This window comes from Buttiauxella ferragutiae, from assembly GCF_022637515.1.
In the GTDB taxonomy this organism is placed as follows: Bacteria; Pseudomonadota; Gammaproteobacteria; order Enterobacterales; family Enterobacteriaceae; genus Buttiauxella; species Buttiauxella ferragutiae.
The window spans coordinates 2,223,951-2,240,819 of record NZ_CP093332.1 but is presented as its reverse complement, the minus strand read 5'-3'; the positions used below and the strand labels follow the sequence as shown (position 1 = coordinate 2,240,819).

The window sequence follows — 16,869 nt, the reverse complement described above, 5'->3', positions numbered from 1 at the left end:
TTAAATCTGCACCTTAGCTGTAAACATAATCAGCGAATTGTCGTAGCCCAATGTTCTCAGGACTTCACGGTCGTCGTCAGCACCGATATAGAACGAATCGGTCTCTTTATTCGAACGCAAGGTATCTATTTGATATTTCAGTTCAAAATTAACCGAAGGTCTGAAGTCGTAACTCATAGAAAATGTGAATACGCCATCTCTGTCCGTTCTATCCTTATCTTGTTTCTTATAATCTTCCGTGGTGTAGGAGTAATCTAACAAGGTAGAGAAACGATCGTTGAGCCAAAAATGTTGATAAGAAATACCGTATTGCGAAACCAGAATGTAGCCCCCAACTTCTGAAGGGTCTTTAATGCGTTGCGAGGTATGCGCCGTAAAAATAGCCTGTTTGAGTGGTTTCCACTCGCCCTGAATATCCCAGTTTAGTCCATTAAAATCCTGCGAGTCAGGGTTGTTCTGAAACGTTTTATACAACCAGGCTACGTTCATATCGATGTTGGTTTTTCCCGTCACCTGGGACTTTATTCCGTACATCAAATAATATTCGTTACTGTCTTTTTCATTAGCATTATCATAATGCCGTTGGTTAGTAATAAAGCTATAACGGAAACGAGTTTCCCGTGAGTACTGGTCGAAAATTTCGGCTACCAGACTATTTTCATACCATTCTTGCTCTTGAATATAATTGTAAAAGTCGTCGTCGGTATTCTGTGCATCCTGGGTATTACCAAAACGAAGCTTTTTATACAGCAGGGCGACTTCGGCTTTTCCACGCCCTTCAGGTGCTCCGTAGCTGTAACGTAGTTCGCTATTGAGCAAGTTGGTGGTCAGCGGCGATTCGATGCCAAACTCTTGAAATTGCTCAGGTACAAAACCTTCGGTGATACCACGCCCACGGTCTTCATGGCCAATTGAGTCTTCAACATTGAACATTAACCCGTGCTTTAATCCATAACGCCACACGCCGTTAAAACGGAAGAAGTGGTCATTGTAGTTATCCGCAGAGTCATTATTATAATTGCGATAATCACCTGAATATATTACCAGGTATTTATCCTGGTATCTTTCGCCCGCCATGCTTAATACCGGAGTAACGCTCAAGAAGTTTGAGCCAATAGCATCGCTATCATGTGGCTGATAAGTCACATTATCGTCATAACCATAATTCACACCCGCTGTGCCTTGAAAATCAATACCTGCAAAGCCGATATGAGATTTCGGGGTTAAGTCCGCCAGGGCCGGGTGCGTTAAAACTATTCCGGCAACGAGAATATATTTAATATGCATTTTTCCCGATAAATCCTTTGAAAATAGTTTTTATAATAATTTTGATATCTAGCCACAACGACCAGCTTTGGATGTATTCAATATCGTACTGTACGCGCTTTTCCATTTTATAAAGTGCATCAATTTCGCCACGATAGCCGTTAATTTGCGCCAATCCTGTGATCCCAGGTTTAACTTTGTGGCGAATCATGTAGTTTTCCACTTGCTTGCGATATTGCTCGTTATGCGTGACGGCATGCGGCCTTGGGCCAACAATCGACATGCTGCCTTGTAGCACATTAAAAAATTGCGGTAGTTCATCAAGCGATGTACGACGTAAAAAGGCGCCGAAGCGGGTAACCCGCGGATCGTCTTTGGTCGCTTGAACGACAGTGTCTGAGTTTTCCATAACGCGCATAGTCCGGAATTTCCAGACCTTTATTCTTTGCCCACTCAAGCCGTAACGGTCTTGTTTGAAAAATACCGGCCCACGTGAAGTCAGCTTTATCCCGATACCAATCACCAATAACAGAGAAGAAATCAATACCATGATAATACTCCCCAGTACCAAATCTTCGGCTCGTTTGACAAAGGAACCAAAACCTTCAAACGGTGAACTCAGGATGCTGATGGTTTGTAAATTATGGACTGAGCGCAGCTCCGACATGTGAGAACTGTAAGAATTGAAGTCTGGCACGATGTAAGTGTCGACTGTCGTGTCGGACATCACCGCCAGGAAATGGCGAATCCTTTCCAACGCAACTAACGGTAAAGCGATATAGATTTCATCGATCCTACCCGCTTTTGCCTCTTCAACCAAACCACTGACTGAACCTTTAAAAGGGCTATTAATTCGGTCAATCAACTCACTAAATCGTGAAGCATCACGTTCATCGTAAAACGCCATATCTAACTTCACATTTGAATATTCTTTGAGCAATGCAGTTTCTGCGGCCAGCCCGTTAGATGTCACCCCAACAATAGCTACGCGAATGTTCTTTTTCGTTGATTTCTTGAGAATAAATAAATGGATTAAATAAAGTAAAAAAAGAGGAATCGCATACCAAAATAGAGTTACAGGAACAAACTTATTTTCCAGCGCGTTTAAATAACCCACTGATTGCAAACCACCAGATAAAAACCTAATAACTTCAACAAAAACAACAGTAAAGAAGGAACATAAGATCAAACGCAACTGGCCACGCACACTCCAGTTTTTAGGTCGATGTAGATAAAGCTCGGTATATTCACCAAATAGTAAAAACGCGGTAGAGAAGAGAATGCTGAACATTAATACAGTGCTAGTTGATTCCATCGATAATAGCAAGGCGCTCAATATTAAAATCGAGTTAATACAAATGAAATCAACTAACTTAATAAATACTGGATACCCTCCATGGGTAAATTTCAGCGAATTTCTCAGCATTGTTAGACTCGCGCTTAGTCGAATTATGATTATTGATATAGTCCTTTCCCGCGTTGATTATACCATAAGTGTAAAGAATACGATGTAAGATTGTTATGAATTGTAAAAGATAACTTCATTCAACTAAGGTGGCAACATTTAGCTGATGAAGGGCGTTACGGGTAGTCAGGTATTTGTTTTGTATAGATAAGTTAGATCAGTTTTTTAGGCTGCTATTTAACTTAGGTTCGTTGGGAGGAATGGTTTAGCGGAAATTAAAGCAAACAAAGTATTCGCTTACTGAATACTTTGTTTCTGAAATAAATATTTTAAAAAGTGTGATTAATGAACGGTTTCTGTCGCAGACTGTGCTTGCCAATAACGATGTAATTCCAGTGCTGCTGGCCCAATAGCTGCCTGACTCGTTTCATATTCTTCTTCGGTCATCTGTTCCAGCTTAGCGATATTGGCTTCTTCACCATGTAATGCTATCGCCTCCAGCGCGCCTTGCAGTGTTTCTGGCAAAGCTGTAATGCCACTTAGCGCGACACCGCGCATGTAGCCAAAACACCACTCTTCAACGATGGTGTAATCATTTCCGTCCACTTCTCGATAACCAAACAGTGGCTCGAACTGATCAGGTGCATGGCACAGACGTTCTGCAATATCATTCATATGCTGAGAAGCAAGCTCGTTAAAGCGCTGCTGTTCTTGTGCGCTTTCCCAATGCGGAAGTTGCTTTTCACCACCCCACACTGCTGCTTGCCAGTCGGCAAGCGTAATCATCTTCGGTGCAGAAAGAATCGCGGTTAACATCCCATCCAGTTCAGAGACATCCAGTACGGAATCATCACTCCCGTATTTGGTGAGAGTGTCATCCAGCCATTCCAGTTCTTCTTCGTTTAGCGGCCCATGATTCATACTGTGTTCTCCAAAGAGTGATTGATTTTTAATTCGAATTTAGCAGGCAGACTTTTATGCTCTGTTCGGCCTGTGAATTGCAGCGACTTTAACCTAAAAATGAAGTTTTTATCAGGAAGGATATGATGAATATGTAAATTACATAAAGAACAACCGTTTAGCCTCCATTACTGGCAACCTGATTAACCTTTATCGCTCCGTAATTCGCACAGAAAATTTCACGACTAATATCACACTAATAAATAAAGTAATTATCAGCATCAACAAGGTTTTTTCCGCTTTGATGAGGCAATAATAGTGATCCATATCTCGAATTTATGTAAAATCCAGATAGTAACTTACCGTTAATGTGACACAGATTCATTATTCAACTATTGAATCAAGCACTTGTCGCATGCCTCTTCTGACGAATAAGTTTCCTTAGCTGTTTATCCCCTGACATCAATGTTTTCGCATTCCTGAGCGCCGCTTTCTATGCAAAAAAGATTACGAATATCCCTGTTACTGGTATGTTTTTCATATCTGTTGTTCGCCCAATCTACGAGTTGGGCGAATGAAAGCGTCGAACCGTCCATCGAGCAAGCATCGGTTAAGGTTGATTCCAGCAGCATATTACCAAAGCTACAACAACGGCTGGACTTGCTTAAACAGCAGGTTTCTACCGCAAAAACCGATAAACAGTTCACCAGTCTGAATAATGATGCCCAGTTACTCGCCAATGATACCGAGCAACTGATGGCAACGCTGGAACCACAACTGGCGCAAGTCGTGGCGCAACTTGAGGTATTAGGCCCCGCTCCCACGAACGGCACGTTAACAGAAACCACCCAGGTGGTGAGCCAACGTAAAAGCTTAAACAGCAGCAAGGCATTGCTCACCACACAAATTGAGCAGGCCAAAGTCATCGCCATTGGTGCGCAAAATCTATCAGCGCAAATTGATGAAATGCGACGCGGTGCACTAAAAACCCAGATAGCACTGAACACAGGAACACTGTTAGGTGAAGCATTCTGGACGCCACTGCTCAACCCAAGCGATCAGGATGTCGCACGGTTCAACAAATTCTCGTCACAACTGCGTGATGCCTGGCAGCAAGCGTGGGACAAAGAGTGGCAGATAGGTTCTGCTGTCTATTTGCTACTGGCACTAACGATAGGTTTATTCGGCCGCAGAGTGCTGGATAAACCTATCAACTGGATCTTGTTGCATGTACTGCCACAGGGCCGTTTTCGCCGTAGTTTCCTGGCCTCAGTCACCGTCCTCGAGTGCCTGTTAACGCTGGGGATCTGCGTTCAACTGCTGTGCCATATTTTTACTCGTTTGCCCGTAACCTCGCTTTGGGTGCATGAGTTTGCCGGACAGTTGGTAGGGTTAACCTATTTTTCATCGTTGGTTGCCGCTTTAGGGATCTCGTTACTCTCTCACCGCCAACCTTCCTGGCGTTTACCTGGTATTGCTGATCCCGTCGTAAAAATCCTGGCTCCGTTTCCAGCCATACTGGCAACCTCTATCTTTATCTTCGGCACATTCGAGCAACTGAATGCCCTGGTGGGGGCAAGCATCGAGTTGACGCTGTTGGGTAATGGCCTGCTGGCCTTGCTGGTCGGGATAATCGGCGTGGTCGCCCCGCTGCGGGTCAACCGCATACGCCGTATGATGCGTGATGAGGGTGAAGAATCTGAAGTACGATCAACCATTGCCGGGCTTATTCATCTGGCAATAAGCCTCACGTCAATGGTGATTCTACTTAGCTTGTTAATTGGCTATATCCCACTAGCACGTTTTATTAGCTTTGAATTGTTATGGATAGGACTGGTTCTGAGTTGCTGGTATCTGCTGGCCAACTTTGTGGTGGATCTTTGTGACATCGTATTTTCGCCGACCACCTATTGCGGGAAAATGCTCAAAAGCTCATTGAGCGTCAACGACCGACATCTGTCACTTGCCGACACACTGTTCACCGGTTTAGGTAAAACCCTGCTGTTGCTGCTGGCCACGGTTGCACTGATAAATGGCACTTTCGGTAGTACCACACCTCTTGAGTTACTCAACAACGTTGCAGAGATATGGGGTGGAAAAGGACTCGAAGGCTCAAATATTATCCCTTCCCGGGTGATGAATGCCTTGCTGTGCCTTGTCGTCGGCTTATATGTATTACGCTCTACGCGTCGCTGGCTGGATAAAGATTTCCTGCCAAAAACCAAGCTTGACCGCGGGATGCGTGCCTCGTTGGTGACACTGTTTGCCAACATTGGCTATGTGTTAATCATCATGCTGACCTTCTCTATGCTTGGCATCGAGTGGAACAAACTGGCATGGATAGTCAGTGCCTTATCGGTCGGTATCGGTTTCGGTCTGCAAGAGATTGTGAAGAACTTCATCTCCGGTCTGATTCTGTTGACTGAGCGCCCGGTGAAAGTGGGTGATTTGATCAGCATCAGTGGGGTTGAAGGGGATATTCGCCGTATTAACGTTCGCGCCACTGAGATCCAGCTCAGTGATAAATCCACGGTGATTGTGCCAAACTCGCAGCTTATCTCGCAAAATGTGCGTAATGCCACAATGGGTAATGCACAGGGTGTCGCGACTATCACCCTCACCTTCCCGCTGAATATCGATCCAGAACAGGTTCGTACCTTATTGCTGGATGCTTATCGTCAGCATGAATCGATTCTTGAAGCCCCTGCACCATCAGTGAGTTTTAAGGAGTTGGGGCCGAATGGCATTGTGCTGAGCGTGACCGGTTATGTCATCAGTCCGCGTATTGTCGGCTCAACGCGCAGTGACCTTCTATACGAAATACTTAAAATGCTACGTAACGCGGGTGTCGACCTGAGCCAGTCACAAAAATGATCTTCGGTTAGTCACATAAAGAATCTAATCAAGCCGGTCACGGACGACCAGCTAAAGGCAGGACGGGAAGCAAATCGCATGTGGAAGGTTTACCGGGTGCCAAAGACATCATACTTGCCAAACTGACAAAGCGTATGCATCGGATATTCCCTACTTTTGACTACTTATCCAGAATAAAGGCGTACCTCCTAACTACCAATGACACAACGTAATAGGTTGAAGAAGGAATATGGCGGGAACACCGACGCTAAGTAGCCAGAAACTGGATATCGTCTGAATGAGACGAAGCTACAAACAACAATGGCTCCCTCTGGGAGCCATTAATTCATCAAACGTAAAAAAGGTCTTAGATCAGCTGTTCCTTTTCCATGCGGTTCCCCATCGCATGACGCATCAATACCATACCCGTAGCAACCAATAAGCCCAGAAGCGCTGCAAGAACAATAATTAAGGATTTACCCGGGCCATCTTTTTTCACCGGCAAAGAAGGTTGCATCTGATAAGTGTACGGCGTGAAATTAACATCACCGAGATGAATCGCTTTAAGCTGAGTTAACAAATGCTCACTGTTCTGCAGTTGTGCATTCAGTTCAGCGACATCATTAATGGATTTCTCAATCTTGAGCTTTTCAGTTAAGCCATCAGCACCCAGTGCAACAGAATAATCAGGATCGTCTTTGACCGACTGACCATTGCTGTAGACCGGTTTTTTGATCCCTGCAGCGTTGGCTACTTGTAGAGAGTAAACAAGGCGTTGCACCTTGATATGATGCTGATTTTCAAGATACGCGCGTTCTAATGCCAGCTTACTTTTCTCTGTCGAAATTTTTAGATCGATAGAGTTTTTCAGATCTTCCATCACTTTTTTCTTCACTTTGGCGACAATAAATTGAATATAGTTTTCCAGCTGCTGCTGAGCGTCATTGGCATCAGGGGCTGTGAAGCTCAGGGTCCAGGAAGAATAAGGTGCGCTATCTGTATTTTTCGGATCACTGTTGTTCTGGGACTTAAAATTCCCCGACACAATGGTAATCGCCCGGTTCAGCTCACTCTTATTAACTTCTTTATTGTCCAACAGCGCCTTAACATAAGGCGATTGAGCAAGAAATTCTCCACGCAACTCTTGAGAATCAAACATTTTCAAAAACGTATTATAGATGCTGTCCACTTCAACTTTCACGTCTACGCCCAGCGCTGCCATATTTGTCACCGAGTGAGTCAGTTCAATTACCTGCTTTTTTTCAGATTTGGTAACAATGGCTTGGCTGGTCCATTTTTGCGGGATCAGGAAACTGGCAGCAAGGCCAGCCAGGGCAAAGAGAAACATGATGACAACTATCTGCTTTCTGGCTGCAAACAAGGTTGCCAATATCTCCAGTAGGTCAATCTCCTCACGATGAGGGGGGCACTGATAAGGGAAAACATTTTCTGACTGGTTGGCTTTTACTTCGATAGACGACATGGTTTTACCGTTAATTCCTTTTTAAAAAATCAGTTGCGTAGATATATAAGATTCTCGCATGGTCAATTAGCGTTTTAAATTCAAGAGATTAGAACAATAGATCATTGAAACCATTTGTTGTCTCGTTAAAACATAAATAAAATGTACAGCACACAATATGTAAGCGGCACAATTCGCTTAAAAATTAAATGCTTTTAATGTAGTGGCTTATGAAGACATGATTAACATCGAGGTGTGTTAATCAGCAGGTCAGCAGGTCAGCAGGTCAGCAGGTCAGCAGGTCAGCAGGTCAGCAGGTCAGCAGGTCAGCAGGTCAGCAGGTCAGCAGGTGTCATGGCACATCCCTGTATTACCCAAGGTATTTAAATCGAAATTTTTAGCGCGTTTTTGTTTTACCATAAATTATTTTTATTACAGAGTGTGTAAGCTTCATCAGTAGAAAGTGTTGAAAGTTCAAAATTTTCATTAAATACTCTCAAGTGTGGCGAAAATGTGATTACTTCTATTCAAGTGACTGGCCAGACGTAGCTGTGCCGTTTAAAGTATTAGCAAAACATTTGTAGGGCAACCCTAACTAATACCTCTGGAACTTGTTATTAACATATTCAAAAAACAATTCCATAAAAAACACATTTTAAAATAAATGTTTTCCACGATGAATTTTTCAAGAACACCATTCACAATTCGCACCTTCACTTTATAAGTGTGTAAAAAAATAAATAACATAATGCATAGCAGGCATACAAAACATCAGCACAGGGATGCCGCCGCATAAAATCCCAGCTTAAATATCTTACTGGTATTATGTGGCTATTGAGAATATTAAAGTGAGAGTGTGTTTATACCACAACTTAACTTTACAACCCGCAACAACAGGTAACGAGATGTATCAAGAAAATAAAATATTAAAATTTTTTGGTTTAAAAATAAAACAAAACCATTTAGTACAGCTTGCCATGGCTATATACATCACCACCGCGACCCTCATTATTTACTTGCTTATGAATGGATATTTTTTTAACCATGCCCCTCATTAATTTAACAAATTCGATTACCTATTAGCTCAACACAAATTACTGAGGTGCATAATTTCATGCTCTGCACTCTATTCACCACCTGCATTATAATATGATGAAGACTGCTAAGGAGGTCAGCACATCATCATCGAAATATGTCAGACCGCATCCGTTGCGATCTAATATTCCGACTCTACATCAAGAAATAATGTATTTAAAAATAGACACATTACTGCATTTACAACACATCTTCCCTTTCCATTCCGCTTCAAACTTCGCGTATCATTCGTCGGGATACGGACATTGTAGGTATGTATGTTTACGAAAACTAAAACAGAACACTTAATGCCTGTCCACTCACAAAGGTTTCTCTTTACACGATGATGAATGGCAAAAATACCATTTGCCTTTGATGGCTCTCAGGTTACTGAAAAAAAGAATGTTAAAATAAATGATTATACCCAATGCCCGTTTTCTGCGGCAAACTTATGAAAAAAACATGTGTAACGTGACTCAGCAATCCGAAGCGGAAAAAAAGATGATGGCAAGTAAACTTGTCAGAGGGTTAAGGGACCCGAAGCTACATAAGCTGGGTTCTCTGTCTTGTTTTTTCTCCAGGGAACAATACCCAGTCACCGCAAATGGTGGTGCCCAGCGTTATCTTAACGAACTCATTCACTCATTCGTTTCAGCAGGCTACATTGTCACTATCGACAGCGCAGAGAATGGTTTTTCGATTACCCTTGACTGGACGACCGCCTCCACCCCGGTAGATTTCCCATAGATACACAATTGAAAGCAATGAACTCTGTACCGATGACTGAACTCGCTCTGGTATCGGTATCCCGGCGCTGTCCGGTGTGCGACTTCATTTTTACCCCACGGAAAAGATAAAACCCCGCCGAAGCGAGGTTTCATGTGTGTATGGCGGTATTAACAACTTCCCACGCACTAGCGTGCTACACGACAACTTCGGATAAAATCAACCTTTTTAAGGTGAAAAGGCAAAACATTGTGCACATCTCTCAATTTTTAATTATTGCCTCAAAGGCTTTTTCGGCCTGCCCTTCCGCAAGGTAGCACTCCTTCACCAGCACATCATAGAAAGGCTTCCCACCTCCGAACGGCACTGACAGCGAATTGATGCCGAACTGGGTATAAGTCATGTAATCGATCTCACCTTCACAAATCACAACCGAACGGGCTTTAGCGTCAAGTGCCTGCCAGCCGAAAAGGTATGGCTCGCAGTCAGCTTCTGCCATAATCAATTTTTTGCCGTTTGGCCGCGCAATGCCAATGCGCTTTACCTGGAGCAACTCACCGTTACGGATGTACGGCGGGTAACGGCTGCAATCAGCATGGCAAAAGAGCTACCGCTTAATTCAGGAATGAGCCGCCTCTACATCATCCACCAGCCAGCGGCAATAAATACACCAAGGATGGATTTAATAGCCGGTGGCGAAAAGCGTAAGAAGACATTTCGGATCTGAAAGAGAATCTTTACGAGAAACAGGCAATCTCTGGTCATAAAAATGTGGAGCAGACAGCTCGCTATGACAAAAAATTGCGATCGTTCCGGTGGTGAGAGGACAATAGAATATTATGAAGTGATATTATGAAAAGTAGTTTTTAGAAAGTAAAAAACCACCCGAAGGTGGTTTCCACGACACTGCTTTATCATTGATTTTATAGCTTTTATTCCCATGGTGCCCGGGGCGGGACTTGAACCCGCACAGCGCGAACGCCGAGGGATTTTAAATCCCTTGTGTCTACCGATTTCACCACCCGGGCTCGGGAAGAAAGTGGAGGCGCGTTCCGGAGTCGAACCGGACTAGACGGATTTGCAATCCGCTACATAACCGCTTTGCTAACGCGCCAAAACTTTTTACCTTTGCAGGCTGTAACAGAATTTCTGCTACATAAATTTGGAGCGGGAAACGAGACTCGAACTCGCGACCCCGACCTTGGCAAGGTCGTGCTCTACCAACTGAGCTATTCCCGCAAAATCATTTTAATTAAGCTTAAAGCTAATCATTTGATTTTACTATCTTCTGGCAAGCTGTGCTGCCGTTCGATGCGTTGCATTCTACTTACCTGACGCGGTGAGTCAACGAAATTTTCAGTTACCGCGCTCCGTTTGCTGAATTTTGCACCGCACCGATCACGCTTCACGCAATTACCGCCCCAAAGCGGCTAAAAATTAGCTCATCAAAGAGGAAAGGATCAAATATCTCCTTTTTCCTCCGCGTTGAAATAGCGGCACAACAGTTGCCAGAAATAATGAGCGGCAGGCGTTAAACGATGATCTCCGTTACGCAATAGGTGACATTGGCTCTCGCGCGCTAAACGGTGGTTGATAGGAACAGCCACCAGTTCACCACGCGCCAATGGCTCTTTAATCGATTGTGCGGTCATAAACGCGATACCGAGTCCCGCCTGACTCAAGGCAATGGCACTGGAAAATAAATTGCAGCAGTATGAGGGCGTATAAATCACCCCTTCACTTTTAAAGATGGCATTCATGTAGCGTTGCAGGCCAAAGTTTTCATTCATCGCGATTAGTCGATGTTGGCCCAGTTCGGCAATTCCAACACTGGGCAAACTCGCAACAGGATGTTCCGGCGGGACAATGGCACAAATCGGGCCACGGTTAAAACTATGGCATGTTAATCCGTGAGCCCCCGTTGGCCCAAAGCTGACTGACATATCCACTTCACCCTTGGTAATCAGCATCACCGTCGTTTGCATATCACCTGACATCAAATTCACAAAGACACTGGGATAGGCCGCGGAAAACTCCTTCACAACATACTTAACCACATCTTCAACCATCCCCTGCCCGACACGGATATTAATTGATCCACCGCGCATATGGCGTAGATCCTGAAGCTGGCGTTCTAATTGTTCCCGCCGCAGGCAAGTCCTTGCATATTCATCTGCCAGCAGCAGCCCTGCCTCCGTCAGTACAACGTTACGCCCGCGCCGTTCGAGCAGCGGCAGTTGCAGGCTACGTTCAAGAAATGAAAGCTGTCGGCTCACAACTGACGGATTAATGCCCAAGACATCTGCTGCGCGGCGAATGCCACCATGCTCACCAACCAAATACAAATAGCTTATGGGCTTTTCAGGATACGTGGACAACATCATATTTTTCGCCTGTCTGTTGCTCTCAGGTCAACAATATTAGCATTTGCAGTACATTTTTTTAACACCCCTTCCTGCGCATACTGTCCATGATCCTGAAGACAGAAAGGGCACAACATGAAAAATATAAAAGATTATTTGCAGCAACATTTCTCTGAAATTGTTGCTGATATCAAGCTACTGGTGCAGGCCGAGTCCCCTTCCACCAACAAAAATGCGGTAGATCATTGCGGTGAAGTACTACAGCATATTTTCCAGAAACGTCTGGGGATACCGGCAGAAGTGGATGCGCAGCAACACTTTGGCAATAACCTCAAATTCACTTTCGGTGATGACGAGCCACAAACCACCATTCTGGGGCATTTTGATACCGTATGGGATACAGGTGTTCTGGAAATGCGTGAAGATAACGGCAAGCTTCATGGCCCAGGCATATTAGATATGAAAGCCGGTTTGGTGCAGGCCATCTGGGCTGTACGCGCCCTCGCAGCATTGGATCTATTAGTTGACCAGCGCGTCGTTTTCTTATGTAACAGTGACGAGGAATTGGGCAGCCCTGGCTCAAAAAACTGGCTATCACATCATGCACAAGGCTCGTCTCAGGTTCTGGTGATGGAACCCGCTATAGCAGGCAGCGGCGCGTTAAAAATCGCCCGCAAAGGGACAGGTCGTTATGACGTTTCTATAACGGGGTTAGCCGCTCATGCGGGTAATAACCCGGAAGAAGGTATTAGCGCAGTGCAGGAAATGGCACAGCAAATTCTGTTCCTGCACAGTTTAAATGTTCCTGAACTCGGCACGACAGTCAATGTCGGCATAGCGCATGGCGGGAGCCGCGCGAACGTAGTGGCGGAGCATGCTGAGCTGAGTGTTGATACCCGGGTCACTTGCGAGCAAGAAGCGGTACGTATTCACAATGCTATTAGCCAACTCACGCCATATACCGCGGCGGTTTCATTAACCGTCTCGGGGGGCCAGAACCGCCCGCCAATGCGGCAAACTCCAGCATCCACTGCTCTTCTTGAAAGAGCACAGCGAGTGGCACACGCACTGGAATTTTCTGTTGAAGGGAAAGCTGTTGGCGGCGGCAGTGACGGTAATTTTACCGCTGCTATGGGTTTGCCTACCCTGGACGGCCTTGGAGCCTCAGGCGCAGGAATTCACGCCCGGCACGAACATATTCTTATTGCTGACATTGTCCCCCGTGCGGCCCTGGTCGCCGGAATGATCCTCGGTAACGTAACTATTGAAGGGTAAATACGATGCTTCAATTAAATATTAATAACGACAATGCTGCCATTTCGCCGCCCAAAAGCGGGCAAAGTCCCTATTTGCTGCTGTTTATTATTCTGGTGCTGGCAGCACTGGCAACGTGGCTAATTCCCGCCGGAGAATTTGACTTCATCACCCGCGACGGGATTAAGTTTGCCGTGAAAGACAGCCTGCATGCCGTCCCACAATCTGGAATCTACCCGCTTGAGATATTTACAGCGATTGTCAGCGGTATGGTCAAATCCGCGCCAATTATCTTCTTAATACTGTTTACTGGCGGCGTGCTGGCCGTGGTGGAATCAACCGGAGCTATCGCCGCAGTTCTTAATCATCTGTCACGCAGCACTCACCTAAGCGATACGCGTATTATCCTGATCTTCGGCGTGATTTTTGCTTTATTGGGTACCACAGGAGTGGTAGTCAACGCCGTCGTAGCCTTTGTTCCCATTGGTCTGTTGGTTGCACGCTCAATAGGCTTGCCGCCAATTCTGGGTGCCTCGCTGGTGTATTTAACCTGCGCATCCGGATTTAACGTCGCTATTTTAAATCCTGCCACCACTGGGCTAACTCAGCATTTGGCTCAACTCCCACTGTTTTCCGGAATGCTATTACGCGGCCTGACTTGCCTGCTGTTTGTATCCACTGCCGTGGGGTATTTAATCTGGCATGTTCGCCGCGAGCGGCTTCAGGGCCGTGGTCGCCCTCAACTGGACACATCGGCAGAAAGCAGAATGGTGATATCTGGCCGCCACAAACTGATTCTGACAACCACGGCGCTGGCATTACTGATTTTCATCGGCGGAACAATTAAGTTTCACTGGGGAACGGATGAAATGTCCGCCATGTTTGTTTTGTTGGCGGTAGTGGTTGGGTTGCAGGGGAAGATGTCTGGCTCCGAAATCGCCAATACCTTTCTGGCGGGTTGCTCCACTCTGGTTAAAGGGGCTTTTATCGTCGGGATGGCGACGGCAATTTCAATCGTATTGCAACAAGGCAATATTCTTGATCCTATCGTGGGCTACTTGTCGAATTTACTGACCCCCTTCCCTCCCACAGCCGCAGCCATCGGGATGTTCATCAGCGCTGGATTGATTCACTTTGGCATTTCGTCTGGCTCCGGGGAATCTGCCCTGCTGATTCCTATTTTCTCGCCGTTAGGCGATAGCCTGGGTCTAACCCGTCAGGTAATCGTGCAAACCGCACTGTTAGGTGAAGGAATCGTCAACTCCATTAGTCCAACTTCTGGCGTGCTGATGGCCGTGTTGGCTACTGCCAACGTTTCCTTTGGAAAATGGCTGCGATTTATTGCCCCGCTCATTGCCCTATGGTTTGTGATTTGTATTGTCATGTTGCTCATTGGTGTCGCAATTAAATGGGGACCGTTTTAATTCGCTTCTATTCCCCACCTGCTCAGGCTTCTGAGCAGGTTTTTTTATTTTCTGACACACCTCAAATTTGATAATCCAGCGCGGTTTCTTCCGGCTCCAGAGCTAATCGCTTAATATCCGCAACGGAGAGTTCCGGATTACATAATTCGATAAAGCGCCAGACGTAATTACGCTGGAGCTGTCCACGTTTGAGCCCAAGCCAAACCGTGTTGGCTTCGAACAGATGACGCGTATCCAGCCTGACTAACTCCCCGCCTTCATCGCCGCTAGCCTGAAACGCGACCAGGCCAATCCCCAACCCTAATTCCACATAGGTTTTCACTACGTCAGAATCTTGCGCACTCAGGACGATATCCGGCGTTAATCCACGTCGGGAAAACGCTTCATCAATACGCGCACGCCCTGTTATGCCTTGTCGATAGGTAATAATCGGCCAACGGCTGATATCGTCGAGCGTAAGCGGATTAGCGTGAATCAGAGGATGGCCGTGTGGCACCAGCAACGTGTGATACCAGCGGAACCACGGGTAAGCGACGACTAAAGGATCGGTACTCAAACGTTCGCTGGCGATACCAATATCCGCAGTACCGTTGTGCAGTAGGGTTTCTATTTCTTGCGGTGTGCCCTGTATTAACTCAAGACGGACTTCCGGAAATAGCGTGCGGAAAGATTTAATCACGCCTGGCAAGCTGTAGCGAGCCTGTGTATGGGTGGTCGCAATGGTCAGAACACCACTGGCATCATTAGTAAAAACATCTGCCAGGCGCCGAACATTGCCGGCTTCATTAAGAATGCGTTCAGCTATCACCAGCAAAGCTTTGCCTGGCTCCGTCATGCCTAACAGCCGTTTGCCACGGCGAATGAAAATCTCGATACCGAGTTCTTCTTCCAGTTCACGGATATGACGGCTGACACCAGATTGCGAGGTGAAAAGCATGTTGGCGACTTCGGTCAGGTTGTAGTCCCGCCGAGCCGCCTCGCGAATAATTTTCAGTTGCTGGAAGTTCACATTGCCCCCGGGGCATCACCGTTCTTTACACTATTGTTAAAGTGGCAACCCCGAGATAACAAATAATAAAAACCAGCAACTTATTCGATTTAGCAATAAGCCAGATTAACCCACCAATAACAGCTCGCGATTTTCCTGAACCGGACGAACGACTAAAGACATCAAAATGTCTTTTACCGCCTGCGCTTGCGGCGACAAAGCAGTGCGCGCCGACAAGTTAACCGAGAGCGGTAAATTCAGCGATGGACTGGTAATTCGCGCCATCCAGCCATTAGCTGAACTCACCAGCGAGCGCGCCGCAGATTCTGGCAACACCGTCACGCCCATGCCGCTGGCAATCGCCGCCGTGAGTGTGGAGATCGAATCAATTTCGCCAGTAATTTTCGCCGTTAATCGGCGCAGTGAGAAAGCTTCATCTACGCGTTTACGCACAGCGCTGTAGTCACGCGGCAGGAATAGGTTCATTTCGGCCACCGCAGTGAGATCGACTGTCTGACCTGGACAGTCGCGGGTGCCGACCAGAAACAACTCCTCTTTAAGTAACGGTTGGCTAATGATGCCCGCCGTCGGAGAACGGTCATACAAGACCGCCATGTCAAGCTGGCCGCTTAACAGCTTGTCATTCAGGACAGAACCACTGTTCTCATGCAGATAGACCAGCACGTCGGGTAATTCCGCACGTACTGCCTGTAATAAAGGCATGGTGATTGAAGATGCTGCGGTACCTGGTGCCAGGCCAATTGAAACCTGGCCGCCCAAAGTTTGGCCCACATTGCAAACGGCTAATTGCGCCTGCTCGCACTGACGCAGGATCGTCCGCGCATGGGTATAAAGGATTTTTCCTGCTTCTGTTGGCGTTACGCCGCGTTTGGTGCGAATTAACAGCTGCTGATCCATTTCACCTTCAAGGGTAGCGACTTGTTGGCTCAGGGCTGGCTGCGCTATATGCAGCACCTCTGCGGCCTGAGTCAGGCTACCAATATCGACGATTTTTACGAAGTACTTCAGTCGTCTTAAATTCATTTTGCCTCCTACACGGAATGCCAACGCCAGTCTCGGCAGTGATGTCCCTTAAGGAATTGCAATATGCTTGCCACTTTTTACAAACATCCGACCAGATGCGCTAACCAGCT

At 46.1% G+C, this 16,869-nt stretch carries 10 protein-coding genes, 3 tRNA genes and 4 pseudogenes; 6 read left to right on the top strand and 11 right to left on the bottom strand.

All coding sequences use genetic code 11. The annotated features are described in order from the left end of the window. The 3 genes and pseudogenes from MNO13_RS10300 to MNO13_RS10290 all read right to left on the bottom strand — a co-directional run. The gene (locus MNO13_RS10300; protein WP_064545716.1) at nt 1-1,287 is read right to left on the bottom strand and encodes an outer membrane beta-barrel protein; all 1,287 of its coding nucleotides are present in this window, start codon (nt 1,285-1,287) and stop codon (nt 1-3) included. Next, nucleotides 1,277-2,692 (bottom strand): undecaprenyl-phosphate glucose phosphotransferase, encoded by a 1,416-nt coding sequence (locus MNO13_RS10295; RefSeq protein WP_133521685.1) that lies wholly within the window; start codon nt 2,690-2,692, stop codon nt 1,277-1,279. Before MNO13_RS10295 ends, MNO13_RS10300 begins: the two co-directional genes overlap by 11 nt. 348 nt (nt 2,693-3,040) lie before the next feature. Continuing rightward, a pseudogene (locus MNO13_RS10290) lies at nt 3,041-3,592 on the bottom strand (UPF0149 family protein); the annotation flags it as partial. A gap of 474 nt (nt 3,593-4,066) precedes the next feature. Here MNO13_RS10290 and MNO13_RS10285 point away from each other — a divergent pair. After that, nucleotides 4,067-6,445, top strand: coding sequence for a DUF3772 domain-containing protein (locus tag MNO13_RS10285; RefSeq protein WP_237931700.1), 2,379 nt, complete (start codon nt 4,067-4,069; stop codon nt 6,443-6,445). A gap of 80 nt (nt 6,446-6,525) precedes the next feature. Then, nucleotides 6,526-6,606 (top strand): annotated as a pseudogene (locus MNO13_RS10280) (DinI family protein); the annotation flags it as partial. A 185-nt stretch (nt 6,607-6,791) separates the two neighbouring features. Here the strand turns inward: MNO13_RS10280 and wzz(fepE) are convergent. Then, nucleotides 6,792-7,907, bottom strand: coding sequence for an LPS O-antigen length regulator Wzz(fepE) (gene wzz(fepE), locus MNO13_RS10275; RefSeq protein ID WP_241939945.1), 1,116 nt, complete (start codon nt 7,905-7,907; stop codon nt 6,792-6,794). A gap of 1,554 nt (nt 7,908-9,461) precedes the next feature. On the opposite strand from wzz(fepE), the gene MNO13_RS10270 reads away from it, so the two are divergent. Further along, a complete protein-coding gene (locus MNO13_RS10270; RefSeq protein ID WP_133521689.1) occupies nt 9,462-9,707 on the top strand; it encodes a hypothetical protein in 246 nt (81 codons plus the stop codon). Nucleotides 9,708-10,032: 325 nt separating this feature from the next. On the opposite strand, the pseudogene MNO13_RS10265 reads toward MNO13_RS10270, so the two are convergent. Next, a pseudogene (locus MNO13_RS10265) lies at nt 10,033-10,260 on the bottom strand (toprim domain-containing protein); the annotation flags it as partial. On the opposite strand from MNO13_RS10265, the pseudogene MNO13_RS10260 reads away from it, so the two are divergent. Then, nucleotides 10,261-10,519 (top strand): annotated as a pseudogene (locus MNO13_RS10260) (site-specific integrase); the annotation flags it as partial. It abuts the pseudogene before it with no gap. Nucleotides 10,520-10,627: 108 nt separating this feature from the next. Here the strand turns inward: MNO13_RS10260 and MNO13_RS10255 are convergent. The 4 genes from MNO13_RS10255 to MNO13_RS10240 form a co-directional block, all read right to left on the bottom strand. After that, nucleotides 10,628-10,714 (bottom strand) — tRNA-Leu (locus MNO13_RS10255). Nucleotides 10,715-10,726: 12 nt separating this feature from the next. Next, nucleotides 10,727-10,800: transfer RNA gene (locus tag MNO13_RS10250), tRNA-Cys, on the bottom strand. A gap of 49 nt (nt 10,801-10,849) precedes the next feature. Further along, a tRNA-Gly gene (locus tag MNO13_RS10245) sits at nt 10,850-10,925 on the bottom strand. Between the two features lie 221 nt (nt 10,926-11,146). Continuing rightward, nucleotides 11,147-12,070: a LysR family transcriptional regulator gene (locus MNO13_RS10240; RefSeq protein ID WP_208111304.1), complete on the bottom strand. Its 924-nt coding sequence runs from the start codon at nt 12,068-12,070 to the stop codon at nt 11,147-11,149. Between the two features lie 114 nt (nt 12,071-12,184). On the opposite strand from MNO13_RS10240, the gene MNO13_RS10235 reads away from it, so the two are divergent. Continuing rightward, complete coding sequence (locus MNO13_RS10235; protein ID WP_241939944.1) at nt 12,185-13,324, top strand: M20 family metallopeptidase; 1,140 nt, start codon at nt 12,185-12,187, stop codon at nt 13,322-13,324. A gap of 5 nt (nt 13,325-13,329) precedes the next feature. Next, complete coding sequence (locus MNO13_RS10230; protein WP_064545627.1) at nt 13,330-14,727, top strand: YfcC family protein; 1,398 nt, start codon at nt 13,330-13,332, stop codon at nt 14,725-14,727. A 61-nt stretch (nt 14,728-14,788) separates the two neighbouring features. Here the strand turns inward: MNO13_RS10230 and cbl are convergent, their stop codons facing one another. Both cbl and nac read right to left on the bottom strand, forming a co-directional pair. Beyond that, the gene (gene cbl / locus MNO13_RS10225; protein WP_241939943.1) at nt 14,789-15,736 is read right to left on the bottom strand and encodes an HTH-type transcriptional regulator Cbl; all 948 of its coding nucleotides are present in this window, start codon (nt 15,734-15,736) and stop codon (nt 14,789-14,791) included. A 105-nt stretch (nt 15,737-15,841) separates the two neighbouring features. Next, nucleotides 15,842-16,759 carry a nitrogen assimilation transcriptional regulator NAC gene (nac, locus tag MNO13_RS10220; RefSeq protein ID WP_064545623.1) on the bottom strand — a complete coding sequence of 306 codons (918 nt, stop codon included), beginning with the start codon at nt 16,757-16,759 and terminating at the stop codon, nt 15,842-15,844. Between the last annotated feature and the right edge of the window lie 110 nt (nt 16,760-16,869).